The 19845-nt window shown below is 42.1% G+C and carries 18 protein-coding genes; 13 read left to right on the top strand and 5 right to left on the bottom strand.

Annotation, left to right across the window (positions count from 1 at the left end; all coding sequences use genetic code 11):
• Nucleotides 1–136 precede the first annotated feature (136 nt).
• From ACWU4D_RS14255 to ACWU4D_RS14245, 3 genes are read left to right on the top strand one after another with little or no spacing between them, the layout of a single operon-like run.
• Nucleotides 137–727 carry a UPF0149 family protein gene (locus ACWU4D_RS14255; protein ID WP_456052112.1) on the top strand — a complete coding sequence of 197 codons (591 nt, stop codon included), beginning with the start codon at nucleotides 137–139 and terminating at the stop codon, nucleotides 725–727.
• A 36-nt stretch (nucleotides 728–763) separates the two neighbouring features.
• On the top strand, nucleotides 764–1981 hold the full coding sequence (ubiH, locus tag ACWU4D_RS14250) for a 2-octaprenyl-6-methoxyphenyl hydroxylase (RefSeq protein ID WP_456052111.1): 1218 nt from the start codon (nucleotides 764–766) through the stop codon (nucleotides 1979–1981).
• A 13-nt stretch (nucleotides 1982–1994) separates the two neighbouring features.
• Entirely contained in the window at nucleotides 1995–3203 is a 1209-nt protein-coding gene (locus ACWU4D_RS14245; RefSeq protein ID WP_456052171.1) for an FAD-dependent 2-octaprenylphenol hydroxylase, read from the top strand.
• Nucleotides 3204–3333: 130 nt separating this feature from the next.
• Here the strand turns inward: ACWU4D_RS14245 and ACWU4D_RS14240 are convergent, their stop codons facing one another.
• The 3 genes from ACWU4D_RS14240 to ACWU4D_RS14230 form a co-directional block, all read right to left on the bottom strand.
• Nucleotides 3334–3540 (bottom strand): DUF1107 domain-containing protein, encoded by a 207-nt coding sequence (locus ACWU4D_RS14240; protein WP_456052170.1) that lies wholly within the window; start codon nucleotides 3538–3540, stop codon nucleotides 3334–3336.
• A gap of 356 nt (nucleotides 3541–3896) precedes the next feature.
• Nucleotides 3897–5870: a TonB-dependent receptor domain-containing protein gene (locus ACWU4D_RS14235; RefSeq protein ID WP_456052110.1), complete on the bottom strand. Its 1974-nt coding sequence runs from the start codon at nucleotides 5868–5870 to the stop codon at nucleotides 3897–3899.
• Between the two features lie 12 nt (nucleotides 5871–5882).
• Complete coding sequence (locus ACWU4D_RS14230) at nucleotides 5883–7493, bottom strand: alpha/beta hydrolase-fold protein (protein ID WP_456052109.1); 1611 nt, start codon at nucleotides 7491–7493, stop codon at nucleotides 5883–5885.
• Nucleotides 7494–7615: 122 nt separating this feature from the next.
• On the opposite strand from ACWU4D_RS14230, the gene ACWU4D_RS14225 reads away from it, so the two are divergent.
• A complete protein-coding gene (locus ACWU4D_RS14225) occupies nucleotides 7616–8611 on the top strand; it encodes a helix-turn-helix transcriptional regulator (protein ID WP_456052108.1) in 996 nt (331 codons plus the stop codon).
• A 50-nt stretch (nucleotides 8612–8661) separates the two neighbouring features.
• Here ACWU4D_RS14225 and ygfZ read toward each other — a convergent pair whose 3' ends face one another.
• Entirely contained in the window at nucleotides 8662–9624 is a 963-nt protein-coding gene (gene ygfZ / locus ACWU4D_RS14220) for a tRNA-modifying protein YgfZ (protein WP_456052107.1), read from the bottom strand.
• Between the two features lie 146 nt (nucleotides 9625–9770).
• On the opposite strand from ygfZ, the gene ACWU4D_RS14215 reads away from it, so the two are divergent.
• A complete protein-coding gene (locus ACWU4D_RS14215) occupies nucleotides 9771–10031 on the top strand; it encodes an FAD assembly factor SdhE (protein ID WP_456052106.1) in 261 nt (86 codons plus the stop codon).
• A 403-nt stretch (nucleotides 10032–10434) separates the two neighbouring features.
• On the opposite strand, the gene nadB is transcribed toward ACWU4D_RS14215, so the two are convergent.
• On the bottom strand, nucleotides 10435–12045 hold the full coding sequence (nadB, locus tag ACWU4D_RS14210; protein ID WP_456052105.1) for an L-aspartate oxidase: 1611 nt from the start codon (nucleotides 12043–12045) through the stop codon (nucleotides 10435–10437).
• 477 nt (nucleotides 12046–12522) lie between these two features.
• Between nadB and rpoE the strand changes: the two genes are divergently transcribed.
• The 8 genes from rpoE to era all read left to right on the top strand — a co-directional run bounded on the left by rpoE (nucleotide 12523) and on the right by era (nucleotide 19844).
• Nucleotides 12523–13095 (top strand): RNA polymerase sigma factor RpoE, encoded by a 573-nt coding sequence (gene rpoE, locus ACWU4D_RS14205; RefSeq protein WP_456052104.1) that lies wholly within the window; start codon nucleotides 12523–12525, stop codon nucleotides 13093–13095.
• 20 nt (nucleotides 13096–13115) lie between these two features.
• The gene (locus tag ACWU4D_RS14200) at nucleotides 13116–13748 is read left to right on the top strand and encodes an RseA family anti-sigma factor (protein WP_456052103.1); all 633 of its coding nucleotides are present in this window, start codon (nucleotides 13116–13118) and stop codon (nucleotides 13746–13748) included.
• Complete coding sequence (gene rseB / locus ACWU4D_RS14195) at nucleotides 13745–14695, top strand: sigma-E factor regulatory protein RseB (RefSeq protein WP_456052102.1); 951 nt, start codon at nucleotides 13745–13747, stop codon at nucleotides 14693–14695. The genes ACWU4D_RS14200 and rseB overlap by 4 nt, the downstream gene beginning before the upstream one ends.
• Nucleotides 14696–14711: 16 nt before the next feature.
• Nucleotides 14712–15185, top strand: coding sequence for a SoxR reducing system RseC family protein (locus ACWU4D_RS14190; RefSeq protein ID WP_456052101.1), 474 nt, complete (start codon nucleotides 14712–14714; stop codon nucleotides 15183–15185).
• Between the two features lie 130 nt (nucleotides 15186–15315).
• Nucleotides 15316–17109: a translation elongation factor 4 gene (gene lepA, locus ACWU4D_RS14185; protein ID WP_456052100.1), complete on the top strand. Its 1794-nt coding sequence runs from the start codon at nucleotides 15316–15318 to the stop codon at nucleotides 17107–17109.
• A 139-nt stretch (nucleotides 17110–17248) separates the two neighbouring features.
• Entirely contained in the window at nucleotides 17249–18145 is an 897-nt protein-coding gene (lepB, locus tag ACWU4D_RS14180; protein WP_456052099.1) for a signal peptidase I, read from the top strand.
• A 33-nt stretch (nucleotides 18146–18178) separates the two neighbouring features.
• Complete coding sequence (gene rnc, locus ACWU4D_RS14175) at nucleotides 18179–18856, top strand: ribonuclease III (RefSeq protein WP_456052098.1); 678 nt, start codon at nucleotides 18179–18181, stop codon at nucleotides 18854–18856.
• Nucleotides 18849–19844 (top strand): GTPase Era, encoded by a 996-nt coding sequence (era, locus tag ACWU4D_RS14170; RefSeq protein WP_456052097.1) that lies wholly within the window; start codon nucleotides 18849–18851, stop codon nucleotides 19842–19844. The genes rnc and era overlap by 8 nt, the downstream gene beginning before the upstream one ends.
• The last annotated feature ends 1 nt before the right edge of the window (nucleotide 19845 follow it).

Below are 19845 nucleotides of genomic sequence, written 5' to 3'. Positions count from 1 at the left end.
CTGAAATGCTAAATCAACTACTCAAAACTTAGACAATTCATCAACTCCCGAGGATAATTTATCGCTTTTATCGTTTCGACAACCCCATATCAGTGGTAGGATTAATTTAATTTTTAAGATGATAGAGCTAACCACCATGAGTGATAAACCAAGCGAAATTAAACTTCCTGAGTACCAATCTTTTTCAAATGATTTAAAGGCTGCAATGTTGGCTGTGACTCCGGCGGAAGTTCAAGGGTTGCTCTTAGGTATGTTAAGCGGTGGTTTAGATGTTGAAGACAAAAGCTGGCAGCCACTGTTATTTGACTATACAAACGATGGATTAGCATGGCCTATTGCTGTTCAAAAGAAAACAGAGCAGTTGCTGCGTTTCTCTCAACAAGAACTGATTGATACGGATATGGCGCTAACACTATTGCTTCCCGATGGCGAAGGAAAAGAAGGATTGTTTGAGCGAAGTGATGCGGTTGCTGAGCTGGTAAATCATATAATATCAGGCATTGGTCTAATTGGACTCGACCTTCGTAAACTGACTACCGAAGGTAAAGAGGCAATTGGCGATCTTGAAGAAATAGCCAAATTAGGCATTGATGAAGATGATGACCTCCCTGAGCAAGCACTATTATTGGAGCAGGTTATTGAGCATATTAAAGTCTGTGTCCTGACCTTACATGCCGATCATGGTTTTGTAGCGAAACCAAATGCTAAAGCGCCGACAGTGCACTAAGCACTCATTAGGGAACTATTTTAAGGTAATGAATAGATGACTATAGAATCGAGAGATTTTGATGTCGTTATAGCTGGTGGTGCAATGACTGGTGCGACGTTAGCCTTAATATTATCCAACGCTATGGGTGATAAGGCGTCGATTGCGGTAGTGGAACCTTATCTAGCCGAGAGCTCCGAACATCCTGGGTTTGACTCTCGATCGATCGCTTTATCATTTGGCACCGTAGAAATCTTAAAGCGTTTTTTTTTATGGGATGAATTAGCGGTTGCCGCGACTCCCATTGAACATATCAGCGTTACCGATCAAGGTCATGCAGGAATGACTGAAATTACAGCTCAAGAGCACCACCTTAGTGCGTTAGGCTATGTGGTTGAATTGGCTGATGTTGGTAAGATTTACGCTAATATGCTTAAGGAATCCAGCTCGATAACGTTTTTTTCACAGAAGCGAATTATTGATGTTCAGCGTTCAATTGATTCTGTTGCGATCACATTGGATGATGATTGCGTTATTAATAGTAAGCTCTTGGTTGCTGCCGATGGTGCTCAGTCAGATAGCAGCAAGCAGATTGGTTTAGCTTTAGACGAACATGACTTTAATCAGGTTGCCGTGATTGCAAATATTGGCTTGTCTGAAGATCACAATGGACGAGCGTTTGAACGCTTTACTCAATCAGGTCCATTAGCATTGTTGCCCATGAGTCAGAATCGAATGTCGTTGGTTTGGTGTGTGTCCCCTGATCGCGCTGATGAGTTAATGCAGTCAGAGGATTCATTGTTTCTTGAGCAACTACAGAGTCAATTTGGGTGGCGCTTAGGTGCATTGAAAAAAGTCGGACAACGCTCGAGTTACCCCTTGGTGCTACGCTCTCGACCGCAGACAATATCACATCGTTTTGCTGCTGTTGGGAATGCTGCACAAACCTTACATCCTATTGCTGGTCAGGGATTTAATCTTGGAATTCGAGATGTATCAACCTTAGTTGAATGTTTACAGGCACAAGTCTCTCAAGATAATCAATTGGGTATAGACTTAGATTTGGGCAAATACCAAGGGCTCGAACAATATCGTCAGCGCCGAGAGCAAGATCGAGAGCTTACGATAACAATGACTTCTTCTCTGGTTCATCTATTCTCAAATACTTGGTGGCCAACAGTTGTTGGGCGTAATCTAGGATTGATGGCATTCGATACACTTCCTGCGGTAAAAGCTCCCTTATTTAAGCGCACACTGGGCTTAGTCTCTCGTTGATAAAGGTAACAATATAATGCAAAGTTTTGATATAGCGATTGTTGGTGGCGGTATGGTGGGGTTGACGCTTGCCGCTGCATTAAGTGAAACGGATTTACGTATCGCGATTATCGAAAGTCATACCCCTAAATCAACGATGAGCGATTCGATTGATTTGCGCGTTTCGGCGTTGAATCGCTCTAGTGAAAAAATCCTGCGTCATATTGGTGCTTGGAATGGCATTGTTGAGCGCCGTGCTGCACCTTACCAAGGGATGCGAGTATGGGAGCAAGACAGTTTTGCTTCTATTGAGTTTGACGCGCAGATGATAGCTCAAAATAATCTTGGCCATATTGTCGAGAATCGTGTAATTCAGTTATCTTTACTTGATCGAGTGACACAGCAGTCAAACGTGACCTTGTTTATGCCAAACCAATGTCAAACAATGGCGACAGGTGAGAGTGAAGTGTGGCTGACTCTGGATAATGGGGCATCACTGACCGCAAAACTCGTCGTTGGGGCTGACGGTGCAAACTCATGGGTCAGAAAGCAAAGTGATATTCCATTGACTCATTGGGATTATGGTCATAATGCGATCGTGGCCAATATAAAGACGGTAGAACCTCATCAAGGGATTGCACGTCAGATATTTACACCGCAAGGCCCATTGGCATTCTTGCCTTTAAATGACCCCCATAGCTGTTCGATTGTATGGTCTACAGAACCTGACCGGGCAGATGAGTTGCTTGCACTTTCTGCAGCCGATTTTGAGCGTCATTTAACCGTGGAGTTTGATAATCAACTTGGTCTAACGACCTTGCTTGGTGAACGTGCCGTCGTGCCTTTAAAAATGCGTTTTGCTAGAGATTTTACTCGTGAAAGAATTGCCTTAGTTGGAGATGCTGCACACACCGTTCATCCTTTAGCGGGGCAAGGGGTTAACCTTGGTTTACTGGATGCGGCCTCATTGGCTCAAGAACTGATCCTCGTCTGGCAACAAGGAAAGGACGTTGGTGTACGACGCAACTTACGTTCATACGAGCGTTGGCGTAAAGCAGAAGCGGCAAAAATGGTTGCTTCAATGCAAGGGTTTAAAGAGCTGTTCTCTGGTGAAAACCCTGCTAAAAAGTTGATTCGAGGCGTGGGGATGTCGTTATTTGATCATTTAAGTGGTCCTAAGCATCACGTTATAAAGCGAGCGCTTGGACTTGAAGGTGAACTGCCAGATATAGCCGTTGATTAATTTAGATAAATTAGTCGGTCTGCGTATAAAATATAAGAGGTTTATTGGTTGCTTAAAAGCGGTCTTACGTTGAGTACAACTTAGACTCAATGACCACTTTTAGAGCATTAATTATGTTAAGCCGTTGTTGTTAAGCTACTGCACAACGGAGTTTGCTGATTTCGAGATTGATTTCTTTTACGGTTTGGTAGTGAAGTTGCTGTGCTTCTTCTGGGAGAAGCAATTTACCGTAATTAAAATCGAATTTACCGACGCCATAAATATAAATAGAACCTTTAAAAAATCGAGAAATATGTTTAGCAATCATACTTGGTGTATATCGCTTGAACTGTCTCATACTCATAACTGTTCCTTCTCTTGTTATTATCTAATTAGTATAGACGTCAGATTTAGTATATGAGGGATGTCTGATGAAAAATGTTACCTTTTACGCCATCAATCTATAACTATGTGCACCAAACTACATATTTGGCTATTTATTTCTATAAATTTAAACTATTTGTTGATTGTTTAATTCAATTGTTGTCACGAACATTGTGTAGAAATTAGCGGGATATACCTCAACGTTCTTTTATTGTTAATATCGTAATATCAACAAATTACAGTTTTATTATAGTAAAAACCCACCAGGTTTCTGGTGGGTAAATAATCATAGTGGAATGAATATTACAGTCATTTAGTTGCTGAATTTTTCTAAAACGCGAAATCGACTTTCACATAATATGTTCGACCAACTTCAGTGTCTTCGTAGTCTTGGTCAGATTCATCTAAACGCTCATCGGTAAGATTTGTGATACCTGTTTTGACGGTGAAATTGTTATTGATATCGTATGATCCACCAATTGAGAATATGGAATATGGGTCAAGCGACTCATCGTTGCTATCTTTTTGTTTACCTGTGTAATTAACACCAGCAAATAATGCAAGATTGTCTGAAGCGACCCAGTTTAAGTTGATATTGGCCAACCATTCTGGTGTATACGATATGTCACTGTCATTGGATTTATCTATGGCGCTGGTATAAGTCGCATTAGACACGAGAGAGAGGCTTTCTGATACATCGAATTCGCCTTCAAGTTCGATACCTTTCGTTTCAACACTTTCGAAGTTTTCGTATTGAATAATGGTTGCACCATAATTGCTGTATGGATCGGTATCTCTATCGATTAAGTTCTTAACATCATTAAAGAATAAAGTACCTTGGACGTAACCTCGATTGGCATAATACATCGTAGAAAATTCGTATGTTTTTGAGGTTTGTGGTTTAAGATCTGGATTACCGATCAACGTACAACTACCTCCGCAACTCACGAGCCCGAAATCTTCAGATGATTGGAAGATAGTCGGCGCTTTAAACCCTTCACCGTAGCCCCCCTTAAACGTAAAATTATCGATACCGTTATAGACAAAATAAACCCTTGGGCTAAAGTCATTTCCGTATTGGTTGTTGTGGGTTATTCGTCCACTTACCGTTGCTGTTAGATCATCACTAATTGAATACTCGTCTTGTGCGTAAATGGCAGTTTGAGTTATGGAGCGATCGGCTGTGTAGTCGCGTTGGTTATCCACACTGGTGTAAAAAGCTTGTCCTCCAATCGAGATAAGTTGGTTGTCATAATCAGTTAATTCAAATCGACCATCAAAAGTGTGGTTACTTTGTACCATATCAGCTTCATCAACGAGGGGGTGAGCGTTGTTTTCATGAACTTTAGAGTTTTCGTAGAAGTAAGAGAAGTCTGATTCACCCCAATCCCAATTGCGACTGTGCCCAAGAGTTGAGGTGAGCTTTTCGCTATCGTAGAAATTTACACTTGTGGAGTTGCTGGAACTGGTATAGCTGTATTCTGTTCTGTCATCGTCGGCGAACGCGAGATCAAAATAAATTTCATCTCGGTCTGTCGGTAACCATGTTAAAGCTGCTCGGATGGCTTTTTGTTCTTGTTCTGCTTGGGGAGTGAAGTCATCTCCTGCATTGTCAGGGAACCAAGCATCTTGTTTGCTCACATCGACAGAAAGGGTATACATAAGTACATTAGGGATAATGGACCCAGTAATAAATGCATTACCATCCTTCAACTCGCCATCAGCATTAGAAACCAAACTATGAGCATTGTTGTCATCTGGAGTGCTATAAGTGAATCCTCCCGATACATGGGTTTCTTCGTCTGGCTTTTTCAAAATAATATTAACCACGCCTCCAATGGCTTCACTACCATAAAGTGAAGACATTGGGCCTCGAACGACTTCAATTTGCTCAATCGAATTGAGTGGAATACTCGATAAATCAAACGATGCTCCACGAATAACGGTTTCACTGGAGCTAGTACGTCGTCCATTGACCAAAATTAAGGTGTAGTTACCATTTGAGGAGTTTTGGTTGTGAAGGCCGCGAATAATGATTTTATTTTCGCTCCCTGTACTTTTGGATATGTGGACACCAGCAACGCTCTCCAATGCTGTCGTAATATCTGTAGCAGGAAGTTTATTGATTTCCTCGCTAGTGATTACAGAAATCGAAGCGGGGGCGTCTTTAATGGAAGTCTCGTGCTGCGCTGCAGTTACAACCATAACGTCCATATCGTGGTTACCTTCATTTGCAAAGCTGGATAAAGGTGTTGTCGATGAGAGCGCTATCGCCACTGCAAGGCTTAATTTTGATGATGTCATGGTAATCCCTTATTAGATTGAATCTTTATTTTTATTGGTAAAAAGTGTTGTTAAACCCTGCACCAACATAACTCGCCAGCTAAAGTAGTCGTGACCACCCGGTGCTTCTTGAAAAGTGGTTGTATACCCTTTTTCTAATAACGCTTTATAGAGTTGTCGGTTGGTGTCTAGGATGTTTTTTGAGGCAGGCTCTATTTCGAATAAACCAGCATTTAGGTAAATGTGAATAGGCTTGTTGGGTTCGGAGCGAATGAGATCAGCCATCCAATTGTTGGTTGACTCTGAGGAGGTATCCGACTGAGGTGCCCACCAGAAAGAGCCTGATTGACTAAGTACATTGCCAAATTTCTCGGGATGCTGAAATGCGATGTGCATTGAGGCTAAACCGCCATAACTCGAACCCGATAAAATCGTGTCTTCTGCATTCGGGCAAATTGTCTGTTGCTCACAAAGCCATGGCATAAACTCTAAGGCTAGAAAATCGGAATACGCTTTATTGGGAGTGAGCTCTTTTCCTCTCATGCTGGGGAGTGGAGTATTGATAAACACGGCGCGCATTGGTGGCACGATCTTTTTCGCGATCAAATTGTCCAGAATAATAGGTGTTGGTACTTTATCTAGATAAGCGTCGCCATCAAATAGAATTAAAAGTGGCGCATTACTTTCAATCGGATAGAGACTATTGGGTTGGTAAATACTCACTTTTCGAGGGAGTGAGTTTTCGTTGCCATTATAGATAAAATCAGTGACTGACCCTTTGGGGTTATTAATATCATTGACGAAATTGTCGTTGATGTTATGAGAGAGTGTTAGCGTTGAAGCCGATCCAAATAAATTATCACCTTCACCAAAGTTTGGGTTAGGGTTTAATCGATCGGGCTGGGCGGTTGCAAGTACAGCCCTTCTTTGTTCTCTGCTTTTACTGTCAATGAGTTGGGGAACATTAGGCGCGATTTGATATGACAGCCGAGTGTCTGGCGGAACTTCAAATGAATGAAACCAAATACCACTGTTACCCAACTGTCTTAGATGTTCATGACCACTATAGGGAGCGCCGAGTAATCTAACATTATTGGCGATACCTTTATAAAGAAAGGTCACAATGGCATTGCCATTTTCTTTGTATTCAACCAGCGGTGCTCCACCTCTGGTTTTTAACTGCTGCCAAAAAACTTGTTCAGCTTCACTTGTATCTTGATTGAGTTGTTTTGCCGTCTCCATAAGAAGAGGACTAATGATGGGGATATCTGGTGAGAGATATTGGTTGTTTTTTAATGCTAACTCATTGAAGCGCAATTCAATATTTACAGGAGTTTGTTTAACGCTGGTAAATTCAAATTGGTAGTCATCAGGTTGTGCGATGAACCAAAAAATCTCCACCTCTTTGCTTGGTGAACCAATAAGAGTCTTTACTATCTTTCCTTGTGAATTTCGGATATTTACTTTGGCCAAAGTAGAGTCACTGCGAATATATCCTCGTAAATAGCGAGGTTGGTCGACAGGGATTACGACGGATTCTTTCTGATTCGCATCGAAATGATGGGTCTGATCGAGTGTTAATGTCATTGCGTTTGTGTGTCCTACCCAAGTTGCAATCAATGCTGCTAATACAATCCATTTCATTGGAATTAAAATTTCCTGTAATGATATTTATTCGCATTTATGGTAAGTTTATTTTTCGAGGTGTGACAGCATATTCACTTATGCAAAATCACCATGTTGTTATGAGAAATTGGCAGGTTCCTATGACGAGAAAACTCAAGTCATCGCTTCAAAGAAGTGCATTGATACACTGGGATAATACTGAAAAGAGACAGGTACTTGTCTCTGATAGTCCTAACTCACCAAAAGAACTCGTTGTAGGTCAACTTATTCAATATAACGTGAAAAACAGTTTCTCTCTAAGTGGCGGAACGTCAACGGAATTGGCCGATTATCAGGTTGTTTCGACAGCTAAAAAATCCGTAATTTTGGTTATTTTGCTGGAAGGAAAGTTGGATATTAGCTATGACGATCTTCGATTTGTATTTGATGCCAGTACAGGGCCAACAGGTGTCGTGGTGAACCTGACAAAACCCGCTACTTTCAGGCGGATTATCGAGAAAGGTAATCATGTTACTAAGCTAAACATTGTTATACCTATAGACTGGGTCGAAGATCGCATTGAATCTGGATCAAATGTTGAAACCTTTATTAATCAACACATGGCAAACTGTAGGTTAAATTTGACTGACAGGTTAATGGCGTTGACTTTAGAGATTATTCACCAACGTTCTCCCAAGGGTATCTTGGAGAAAATGACACTAGAAACATTAGGTTATCAGTTTCTTTTTGAGATTTTTGAACAGATTGGAATTAACGATAACGTGGCATTTAGTGGGGTAAAAACAACAACAGAGATGAGTGTAAAAGATCGGAAAGGGGGGCGTTCATTGGATGAATTAGTCTCGTATATTGAAGTTAACTTAGATCGGACGTTGCCGGGGAAAGAACTGGCTCAATACAGTGCAATGAGTGAGTCCAACTTGCAGAGAAAGTTTAAAAGCAAATTAGGCTGCAGTATTCAAAGTTATATTCGACGTAGACGGTTGGAAATCGCTCGTCAGCATCTAGAGCGTGGGACTGCCAGCGTGACAGAAGTGGCTTATAACGCAGGTTATCGACACCCTTCAAATTTTACCAATGCCTTTAAGAAAGCGTTCGGGTATCCACCAGCTGTATCGGCAAACCGAGCAAACTAAGGGAAAATCGACTATTTCCCCTTAGCTGCCTTGTTGTTTGCTAAGAATCGTTATTCTTCATCGAGAGAATATGGCAGTGCTTCAATTTTCCAAATGTCATCCAGCTCTTCGCTTAGTCGAAGTTGAGTCGTTGCTTCTAAATTATTAGGCAATATGATGAGCCCTGTCGCGTGATTATCATTGAATTGGAAACTGGTTAATAACGTGCCTGCTGAGCGCCAATTTTCTCCAACTGAACGTTCCAAGTTAATGTTATCTGCATTCGACCTTGGTCCGCTAACTCGATACATTGCTCGTTTGTTGGTGCCTCTGTATTTTGCTCGAGCAACGGTTTCTTGGCCTGTATAGCACCCTTTCGTAAATGAGATACCACCTAACGCATGTAAGTTTAGCGCTTGCGGAATATGTTGAGCTTGTTCCGCTTGAGTTAATACAGGGTAGTTTTCGATAATATTAAGTAATGTCCATAATGAATCATCACAGATGGGTGCAGAAAACTGCTCAGAAAAAGCTTGTGCATTTTGTGGGCTAAACATAAGCAGCCAACGTTGATTGGAAATCTTTACAGCACTACCGCCTTCAATGCGACGAACATCCCCAGTTTGATCAGGAGTTAGCTTATCCATATAGCTCTGTACATCTTTTCCAATGAGCCCAAGGCAGATATCACCACCTTGTTTTAATTCAACTTTTGAGAAGATCGCGTACTTTTTAAGTTCTTTTAGTTCAGTTTCGATAGCCGATAAAGGCTGAAACAACGCAACCTCATCGTTATGATGGAAAAGAGTAAATACCGACCACATTTTTCCCTTGGCATCGCAATGAGCACCTAAGCTAACGTGTTCCGCGGTTAATGCTTTGACATCACAGGTGACCTGTCCTTGAAGAAATGTTGTTGAATCCTCGCCACTTAATGAGATGTACCCCCATGATGAGAGAGGTGAGAGCGCCAGAGAAGGAAGATCTTCATTGCTAGCGATTGAAGTGTGGGTAACATCGTTGTATCCGGCCATAATTATTGTCCAACAAATCTATTTCCACCTATGTTAAAGCGGATCGCAAATTTTGTCAGCAGCTACCGTTGTGTGATTGAGCCACTAGTTGGATTTGTTCTCCCTTGTTACACTAATGAGCTCATAAACATAATTGGGGATAGAGAATGTATTCAAACCAAGAGAAAGCTCGAATCAAGTGGGCGTGTCGCCGTGGAATGTTGGAACTTGATGTTGTTATCATGCCTTTCTTTGAAGAGTGTTTTGATTCTCTAGATGAATCTGAGCAAAAAGATTTTGTTTCTTTGTTGACGTGTGATGATCCAGATTTATTTTCTTGGATAATGCAACACACTAGAAGTGATAACTTGGCTCATGCTTCCATGGTGGATAAAATCGTTGCTCATAACCTCAGTAAAGTCCGTTAAACTCTACTGTCGGCCTTCTATTCTTGCCTCTTTAGTTGAATTCTCCGTTGTGATGTTTGCTTTAGAGGTAATATGGTTATCTTCTCTTCACGCTGTTGTTCAATTGTTTTGTTCTTTCACGATTATTCGTTGGTTCCAGTCAACATCTATCCTTAGTGCTGAATTGCGCGGTGAAGTCACTTATCAAACAGATGGGACGTTAAAGACGTTCGCGGGAAAAGCGCGACCAATTACATTGTTCTCAACACGGTATTCAGCTGTATTTTTAAGTATAACGTGTGGCTCAGATAGGTATTTACTGTGGCGTGATAGTTGTAAAGAGTCGGATTATCGATGGATTATTTTTAATGAAAAACGGAGGCGTTCAGCCCCCGTCGAACATTGAATATATTAATTGAATCTATTAGTAGTCTTTTGGATCGAGAACCGTAGGGCCACTATTTTCAAGTTGATCTGGGTAATCGAGAGTATAATGTAACCCTCGGCTTTCTTTCCGCTGCATAGCACAACGTACCATCAACTCCGCAACCTGTAGTAGATTGCGCATTTCAATTAAGTTATTAGAAACTCTAAAGTTACTGTAATAATCGTGCGTTTCTTGTTTCAGTAGATCGATGCGGCGTAGTGCACGCTCCAGGCGTTTGTCTGTGCGGACGATACCCATGTAATCCCACATAAACAAGCGTAATTCATGCCAGTTATGTTGAATAATCACTTCTTCATCTGAGTTACCAACTTGGCTTTCATCCCAGGCTGGTAAGCCGCTAGCTAATGTAGATTGCGGAAGTGTTTTTAGTAGCTCTTGAGAAGCCGAACGAGCATATACAACACACTCTAGCAGTGAGTTAGAAGCCATACGGTTTGCACCATGAAGTCCGGTGTAACTTACTTCGCCAATGGCATAAAGCTGTTTTAGATCAGTGCGACCATTTTGATCGACCATAACACCACCACAGGTGTAATGTGCTGCTGGGACAATCGGGATAGGCTCTTTCGTCATATCAATGCCCAGTTCAAGTAGTCGGGAATTGATCGTTGGGAAATGTTTCTCAATAAAGTCTGCCGGTTTATGACTGATGTCTATATACATGCAGTCTGCACCGAGGCGTTTCATTTCATAATCTATTGCTCTCGCGACGACATCACGTGGGGCCAATTCACCTCGTTCATCAAAATCCTTCATAAAGCGAGAGCCATCGGGACGGATTAAGTGGGCACCCTCGCCACGTAATGCTTCAGTTAGAAGGAAATTACGAGCTTCTGGGTGGAATAAGCAAGTTGGATGGAATTGATTGAATTCGAGGTTTGCGACACGACAACCCGCGCGCCATGCCATCGCCACACCATCGCCAGAAGAGACGTCAGGATTCGATGTGTATTGGTAAACTTTTGATGATCCCCCGGTAGCTAAAACAACCGATTTGGCACAGATGGTTTCAACGTGCTCATCATTGCGGTTCCAAACATACGCACCAATCACTTTATTCGCATCACCACCTATTTTATCTTCAGTAATTAGATCGAGTGCATTGTGGCGCTCTAGTACTGTGATATTAGGATGGTATTTCACATTGTCTTGTAATGAGTTCTGCATTGCCATACCCGTTGCATCGGCAGCATGAAGAATTCGTCGATGGCTGTGTCCACCTTCGCGGGTTAAATGATATTTCGGGTTTGTTTCTTTACTATCTTCATCAAGATCAAAAGGCACACCGCCATCGATAAGCCACTGGACTGATTGCTTGGCATTCTCAGCAATATAACGTACCGATGCTTCGTCACAGATTCCGGCTCCAGCGACCAATGTATCTTGCACATGGGATTCAACACTGTCCGATTCATCGAATACTGCGGCAATACCACCTTGAGCGTAAAAGGTAGAACCTTCACTCCAAGGCCCTTTACTAAGGACAATGACGTTGCATTTTTTTGCGATATGCAGGGCTAATGTAAGTCCTGCTGCACCACTACCAATCACTAGTACATCACATTGATGTTCTTGATTTGTGCTCATAACTCGTGTATTTCCTGATGATGTATGGAACGGTTAAGCCTAGAACGACGCAGTGTCTATCTTAACTCTGTTAAGCTCGAAGACTGAATCATAATTTTGTCACGTATTTGTAAAAATATAAACACGATATGTCGCGTTAGTCTATTAGACTTACTGACAATAAAACCATGAGTTTACTGTGTTTACTTGTTTATTTTCATTGCTGTTGTTGGGGAGCAATTGTTCATTATTCTTTAAATGGGATTGATATTCGAACTATCTGGACGCATATTTACCGTACAACATAATATTCATGAAATATCATTGATTTATATTCAATCTCAAAATGTGAGAAAAAATAATAAATCTTGGGAACTTAAACGACTCGACCCAGTCTCACTATAGTGCTCGTGGTAGCAGTGGTGTCAATACTATTTTTGCAGTATTAATATCCATATCTGAGAAGGTAAGGGAGAAACAATAGGAGTAGGCGCTCTAATGAACGAGCCGTTAACTGATCAAGTATTGATTGAGCGAGTTCAGAGTGGGGATAAGCAAGCATTTAATCTATTGGTCTCTAAGTACCAAAATAAGGTTTGCAATCTTATTTCCCGATATGTGAGCAATTCAGGTGATATCCCAGATGTCGCACAAGAGACCTTTATTAAGGCATATAGAGCGTTACCTTCTTTCCGAGGAGAGAGTGCATTTTATACTTGGCTATATCGAATTGCTGTGAATACCGCGAAAAATTATCTTGTAGCGCAAGGACGACGTCCTCCTTCAAGTGATATCGATGCAGAAGATGCAGAAAATTATGAAAGTGGTGGTGCGCTTAAAGAAATATCGAACCCAGAGAACATTTCGCTGTCGAATGAATTGAAGCAGGCTGTGTTTTCAGCGATAGGCTTACTACCAGAAGATTTAAAAACCGCAATGACATTAAGAGAACTCGAAGGCTTGAGTTACGAAGATATTGCTGCGGTCATGGATTGTCCCGTTGGAACTGTTCGCTCTCGTATATTTAGAGCACGTGAAGCAGTTGAAAAGCACATAGCTCCGCTTTTATAACCTAATTAAAGGTCGATATTATGGTGAATAAAATGGCTGATGAAGAAAAACTTTCAGCACTCATGGATGGAGAGTTGGTCGATACCGCTTTTATTAGTGAATTGACTCAGGATTCAGAAAGTCAGAAAACTTGGCGTCATTATCACCTAATCGGTGATGTGATGCGTGGTGATGAGCCTAAACAAGAATGGAATATTGCTGATAGCGTCGCTCTTGCATTGGAAGATGAAGAGCCACATACGCGTTTTTCTCAGTCGGTTGAACCCGATGTAAATGTTGTACCGATAGAGTCTCAACCTAAACCGCAACAAGCCCGCAGACGTTTACCTAGTTGGTTATCCCATCTTGGTCAGGTGTCGATTGCTGCAAGTGTCTGTTTAGTCGTGGTCTTAGGCATTCAACAAAGTAGCACTCAAGAGGCGACTGCTAATCAACAGGTTGCCCCAGTGTTGCAGACGGTACCATTGGCTGGCATTGCTGAGCCTGTGAGCTTGACTCGTGAATCTGTAGAGAAGCAGACTACAACGGACAATACAGCTCAAGATCAGCGCCGTCGAGTGAATGCTTTACTTCAGGATTATGAGCTACAATTGCGTTTAAATAGTGACGCAGCTGTTCCTTCATCTAGTCATCAAGAGTCTATTACTGAATGAATAAATTACTGATCAGTGTCGTTGCGCTGTTCAGTTTGGGTAACTCTTCCGCCTTTGCTGAATCAATGCCAGCAAAGGCGTTGTTACTTGATATGAACCAAGCCAGTCATCAGCTCTCGTATGAGCTTTCCTATATTTTTATTCAAAAAAATGGCATTGAGCCACTACTTTACCGCTACTCGGCAGATGAAAAAGCCAACCTAGCTCACCTTATTTATTTAAGTGGTCCAGTCAGAGAAGTCATCAAACGCAATGATGAAGTTAGCTATATTGAACCAGGGAATGAACCTTATACGGTAAAGTCAAATTCCATGGTGGCACCTATATTTCCCTTATTGAATTCTAACGTTGAAAGGTTGAGTCAGTTTTACGATTTCGTCAATATTGGTCGAGGTCGTGAAGCGGGTGCGGCTTGCCAAGTAATACGAGTTGTACCTAAAGATGGTTTACGTTATTCATATGTCTTATGGGTGAGTGAACACAACAAGTTGCCACTTAGAGCAGACTTAGTTGATCGCGATGGGGAAGTGCTCGAGCAATTCCGTGCGATTTCTTATAATGTGAATGAGCAATTACCTCAATTAATGTCTGGTTTGAATACGGCAGAACTTCCTGCGGTATTATCTCTACCGAGTAATGAATTGAAAGATGCAACGTGGTCGGTTGAATGGTTACCAAATGGATTTGTATCTAAAGAGCTTAGTCGGTATCGTATGGCTATGGTCGAGAAAGAAGTGGAAAATCAATTGTTCTCAGATGGCCTATTTAATTTTTCAGTTTATGTATCTGAGTTAGATGATACATCACTACACGATCAGTTAATTCGTCAGGGAAGGCGGACATTGCTTAGTGTGGTAAAAGGAACCAGTGAAGTCTCAGTTATAGGCGATATTCCACCGTCAACTGCGAAACGAGTGGCTGAGTCGGTTACTTTTAACACGCCTTAATATAGAGAGTGGAACTATGATGACTGCACTTGCAACGGTAACGGGCGTAACCCCTTTGGATAGTGGTTACCACGTTGATTTGAGCTGCCAACAACAGACAAGTTGTAGCGGCTGTGCCTCGTCAAAAAGCTGTAGTACTGGCGTTGTTTCAAAAGCGATGGGGAACAAGTTATTACGTTGGAGTTTAACTACCGACTCTGTTGTGACCCCAGGCCAGCTGATCGAGATCGGGTTCCCTGAAAAAAGTTTACTTCAATCGGCTTCGCTAATTTATTTATTGCCTTTATTTGCGTTATTGCTAGGCGCTGCGGTTGGGGATATCTGGTTAGCGCCGATGTTAAGTGGTGGTGAAGGTGTGGTGATTGTCACCGCAGTATTGTTTACTACCGCCGCTATTTGGCTTGCTAAGCCTTTGACAAAACGTCTAGAACTGCAAACAAAGGATCAAGTCGTTATTGTTAGAATTCTCGGAGAACCGGTTGGTTTGTGAGTTAGCACCGAATTTTTGATGCGAATTTGGTTGAAATTGGGTAGAATCGGCCAACTTGATATGAATGTACTGCCCAACTGCGTCATTCATTTTCTCCTTTTACCTTTAGAGCTAAGTCATTTCAGAATCTATGAAGCACATTCGTAATTTTTCAATTATCGCCCATATCGACCACGGTAAGTCGACTCTATCCGATCGTTTAATTCAAGATTGTGGTGGACTATCTAATCGTGAAATGTCGCAGCAAGTCCTTGATTCTATGGATCTTGAGCGTGAGCGTGGTATCACGATCAAAGCACAAAGCGTAACGCTGGATTATCAAGCTAAAGATGGTGAGACTTATCAACTCAACTTCATTGATACACCAGGACATGTTGACTTTTCTTATGAAGTATCGCGTTCATTAGCGGCCTGTGAAGGGGCGTTATTGGTGGTCGATGCAGCACAAGGTGTAGAGGCTCAAACGCTAGCCAACTGCTATACCGCGATTGAAATGAACCTCGAAGTGGTACCAATTTTAAATAAAATTGATTTACCTGCAGCGGATCCAGAGCGTATTTCAGAAGAGATAGAAGATATCGTGGGTATCGATGCGATTGATGCTGTTCGCTGTTCTGCTAAAACCGGTGTTGGAGTCCACGAAGTTCTCGAGCAAATAGTCTCCACCATTCCTGCTCCGGAAGGTGACCCTGAAGCGCCAACACAAGCATTAATTATCGATTCATGGTTTGATAACTATCTTGGCGTCGTCTCTCTTATTCGTGTTAAAAATGGGGCTTTGAAGAAGCACGATAAAATTAAAGTCATGAGCACTGGGCAAGTCTGGGGCATTGACCGTATTGGTATCTTCACACCTAAACAAATCGATACTGATGGCCTGAATACCGGTGAAGTAGGTTGGGTTGTTTGCGGTATTAAAGACATCCTAGGTGCGCCTGTTGGTGATACATTAACGACTGCTCGAAACAGTTGTGAAGAAGCATTACCGGGCTTCCAGAAGGTGAAACCACAAGTTTACGCTGGTTTGTTCCCTGTTTCATCGGATGACTATGAAAGTTTCCGTGACGCTCTCGGGAAGCTAAGCCTCAATGATGCTTCGATGTTCTATGAGCCAGAAACATCAGCAGCACTAGGTTTTGGTTTCCGTTGTGGCTTCTTGGGTTTACTCCACATGGAGATTATTCAAGAGCGTCTGGAGCGTGAATACGATTTAGACCTGATCACGACTGCACCAACGGTAGTATACGAAGTGGTACTCAATAGCGGTGATACCTTGTATGTCGACAGTCCTGCTAAATTACCCGCGGTAAATGATATTGCAGAGATTCGTGAGCCGATATCACGTTGTAATATTTTGGTACCACAAGAGTACTTGGGTAACGTGATTACGCTGTGTGTTGAAAAACGGGGTGTTCAGGTTGATATGGTTTACCACGGTAACCAAGTGGCATTGACTTATGATGTTCCAATGGCGGAAGTGGTGCTCGATTTCTTTGACCGTTTGAAATCAACTTCTCGTGGTTACGCTTCTCTTGATTACTCATTCCAGCATTTTGAAGAATCAGATATGGTTCGTGTAGATGTGTTATTGAATGCCGAGAAAGTCGATGCGTTAGCGATTATTACTCACAAAGACAATGCACAGACTCGTGGTCGTCAGTTGGTCGAGAAGATGAAAGAGTTTATTCCTCGTCAGATGTTTGATATCGCGATTCAAGCGGCGATTGGTAATCACATCATTGCGCGTTCAACAGTAAAACAGCTGCGTAAAAACGTTCTTGCTAAATGTTATGGTGGTGATATCAGCCGTAAGAAAAAGCTGTTGAAGAAGCAGAAAGAAGGTAAGAAACGAATGAAGCAGATTGGTAATGTAGAACTGCCTCAAGAAGCGTTCCTTGCTATTCTTCATGTTGGTAAAGATTAATGATGAGTCTGTTCTAACAAACTCTCGGTGTGATGTTTTGCAACCGTGTGTTTGTTGAGACCCAGTTTGGTTAAATTACTTGTTTAAGTGAAAGAGTTCCGGCTCTTTCACTTTCGTATTTTTTGGATAAGGGAAGTCAATGGCGAATACATTTTCACTCTTGTTAGTGATCGTTACTTTGGTTACGGGCATTGTGTGGGCGATGGAAAAGTGGGTTTGGGCTAAAAAACGCCAGCAAAAGCTAGCTGAAGTCGAAGCCAAGACCAATGGCCTCGACCCTAAATTGGTCGATAAAATAGCACCACAACCTTGGTGGATTGAAAACAGTGTATCGATTTTCCCAGTGATAGCTTTGGTATTGGTGGTTCGATCATTTATCTACGAGCCTTTTCAAATTCCATCGGGCTCGATGATGCCAACACTGTTGGTCGGTGATTTTATTCTTGTTGAAAAGTACGCTTATGGTCTAAAAGATCCTGTATGGCGTACTCAATTGGTTGAGACTGGTGAAGTCGAGCGTGGTGATGTAGTGGTATTTAAATTCCCACCAAACCCTAAGATTGATTATATTAAACGTGTAGTAGGTATGCCTGGAGATACGGTGCGTTATAGTGCACAGAAACAGGTTTGTATTCAATCTAAAGGAGACTCGAGCTGTAAACCTATTGCGCTTAGCAATGTCGTTGAAAGTGAGTTTATGCAGTCAAATCGTGCTTTACTTCAAGCAGATGAGTCTCTTGGCGATGCTGAGCATCAAATCTTGATTAACACACAACGTATCGACAATGTGTCAGCCTATCAACCACGTCCAGGTGTCAGTGAATGGGTTGTACCAGATGGGCAGTACTTTGTAATGGGTGATAACCGTGACAATAGTGCCGACAGTCGTTATTGGGGCTTTGTACCAGAAGGTAACTTAGTCGGCAAAGCGGTTGCGATTTGGATCAGTTTTGAATTTGAACGTGATGCATCGAGTGCATTACCATCTTGGATACCAACTGGGGTACGATTTAATCGTATCGGGGCAATTAAATAAGGTGATGTATTCACCCAATTATGTTGAGAAGAGATGAATCCTCCTATTAACCGATTAGAAAAACAACTCAATTACGAGTTTAACGATGCTCAGCGACTTGATTTGGCACTGACTCACCGTAGTGCCTCTGCTCTTCACAATGAGAGACTAGAGTTTCTGGGAGATTCGATTTTAAGTTTTGTTATCGCAGATGACTTGTACCATCGTTTTCCTAAGATAAACGAAGGGGACATGAGCCGGATGCGAGCAACGTTGGTGCGTGGTAACACGTTAGCTGAGCTTGGGCGAGAGTTTATCCTTGGAGATTACTTAAAATTAGGTCCAGGTGAATTGAAAAGCGGCGGGTATCGCCGAGACTCTATTCTAGCTGATGCGGTCGAAGCCATCATTGGCGCTATTTATCTTGATAGTGATATCGAAGTCGTTCGTAAAGTCATTTTGAGTTGGTATAAAACCCGACTTGATTCTATCGAACCTGGCGTTTCACAAAAGGATCCGAAAACGCGTTTGCAAGAGTTTTTGCAAGGGCGAAGAAATCCGCTTCCTGTGTATACAGTAACGAACATTAAGGGCGAGGCACATGATCAAGAGTTTACTGTGTCTTGTGAAGTGGCGGGATTAGGAACTCCAGTCGTAGGTAAAGGGACGAGTCGACGCAAAGCTGAACAAGCGGCGGCAGAGCAAGCACTAGAGCAGTTAAGCCATGTCTAACAAAGAACAATCTGAACAAGATTTCGATATTGATGCGTTTTTTGCATCGGATCAAGAAACCTCCGCAGAAGTGGTTGAAAGTCAACCAGAGGACCAACATTGTGGCTTTATTGCTATTGTTGGACGGCCAAATGTCGGTAAGTCGACCTTATTGAACGCTATTTTGCAGCAAAAGATTTCGATTACTTCACGTAAGCCACAAACCACTCGCCACCGTATTATGGGGGTCGAGACTGATGGGAACTATCAGGCGATTTATGTTGATACTCCAGGGCTTCATATTGAAGAAAAGCGCGCAATTAACCGTTTGATGAACCGTGCGGCAAGCAGTTCGTTGAGTGATGTCAATTTGGTTCTATTTCTCGTTGATGGAACCCATTGGACCGCTGACGATGAAATGGTACTGAATAAACTTAGAAATGCGAATTTCCCCGTCGTATTGTGCGTAAATAAAGTCGATAACGTAAAAGATCGCAATGAAGTTATGTTGCACATGCAAGCCATGGGCGAAAAAATGGACTTTGTTGATGTAGTGCCAATCGCGGCAAAGCTCGGTAAAAATATTGATGTTATTCAAAATATTGTGCGCCAACATTTACCTAAAGCGGTACACCACTTTCCAGAAGAGTATGTAACGGATCGCTCGCAGCGCTTTATGGCGTCCGAGATTATTCGTGAAAAGCTCATGCGCTTTACTGGTGAGGAATTACCTTATTCGGTGACTGTTGAAATTGAACGTTTTGATTACAATCCCGATAACGACGGTTTTCATATCAATGCCTTGATTTTGGTTGAACGAACTGGTCAAAAGAAAATGGTGATTGGTAAAAACGGTGAGAAGATCAAAACAATTGGTCGCGAAGCGCGTCTTGATATGGAAGCGCTATTTGAGCGCAAGGTTTATCTAGAAACCTGGGTTAAAGTGAAATCAGGTTGGGCTGATGACGAGCGTGCTCTACGTAGTTTGGGTTATATCGACGACTTGTAAT

The sequence above is a fragment of the Vibrio phycocola genome, from assembly GCF_053850235.1.
Note: the sequence above shows the minus strand (reverse complement) of the source record. Positions and strands in the feature narration are given on the sequence as shown.

Bases quoted from the DNA above. Each gene is read 5' to 3' on its own strand.
- ACWU4D_RS14255 (WP_456052112.1), top strand. From the start codon at position 137: ATGAGTGATAAACCAAGCGAAATTAAACTTCCTGAGTACCAATCTTTT.
- ubiH (WP_456052111.1), top strand. From the start codon at position 764: ATGACTATAGAATCGAGAGATTTTGATGTCGTTATAGCTGGTGGTGCA.
- ACWU4D_RS14240 (WP_456052170.1), bottom strand. From the start codon at position 3,540: ATGAGACAGTTCAAGCGATATACACCAAGTATGATTGCTAAACATATT.
- ACWU4D_RS14235 (WP_456052110.1), bottom strand. From the start codon at position 5,870: ATGACATCATCAAAATTAAGCCTTGCAGTGGCGATAGCGCTCTCATCG.
- ACWU4D_RS14230 (WP_456052109.1), bottom strand. From the start codon at position 7,493: ATGAAATGGATTGTATTAGCAGCATTGATTGCAACTTGGGTAGGACAC.
- ACWU4D_RS14225 (WP_456052108.1), top strand. From the start codon at position 7,616: ATGACGAGAAAACTCAAGTCATCGCTTCAAAGAAGTGCATTGATACAC.
- ygfZ (WP_456052107.1), bottom strand. From the start codon at position 9,624: ATGGCCGGATACAACGATGTTACCCACACTTCAATCGCTAGCAATGAA.
- ACWU4D_RS14215 (WP_456052106.1), top strand. From the start codon at position 9,771: ATGTATTCAAACCAAGAGAAAGCTCGAATCAAGTGGGCGTGTCGCCGT.
- nadB (WP_456052105.1), bottom strand. From the start codon at position 12,045: ATGAGCACAAATCAAGAACATCAATGTGATGTACTAGTGATTGGTAGT.
- rpoE (WP_456052104.1), top strand. From the start codon at position 12,523: ATGAACGAGCCGTTAACTGATCAAGTATTGATTGAGCGAGTTCAGAGT.
- ACWU4D_RS14200 (WP_456052103.1), top strand. From the start codon at position 13,116: ATGGTGAATAAAATGGCTGATGAAGAAAAACTTTCAGCACTCATGGAT.
- rseB (WP_456052102.1), top strand. From the start codon at position 13,745: ATGAATAAATTACTGATCAGTGTCGTTGCGCTGTTCAGTTTGGGTAAC.
- ACWU4D_RS14190 (WP_456052101.1), top strand. From the start codon at position 14,712: ATGATGACTGCACTTGCAACGGTAACGGGCGTAACCCCTTTGGATAGT.
- lepA (WP_456052100.1), top strand. From the start codon at position 15,316: ATGAAGCACATTCGTAATTTTTCAATTATCGCCCATATCGACCACGGT.
- lepB (WP_456052099.1), top strand. From the start codon at position 17,249: ATGGCGAATACATTTTCACTCTTGTTAGTGATCGTTACTTTGGTTACG.
- rnc (WP_456052098.1), top strand. From the start codon at position 18,179: ATGAATCCTCCTATTAACCGATTAGAAAAACAACTCAATTACGAGTTT.
- era (WP_456052097.1), top strand. From the start codon at position 18,849: ATGTCTAACAAAGAACAATCTGAACAAGATTTCGATATTGATGCGTTT.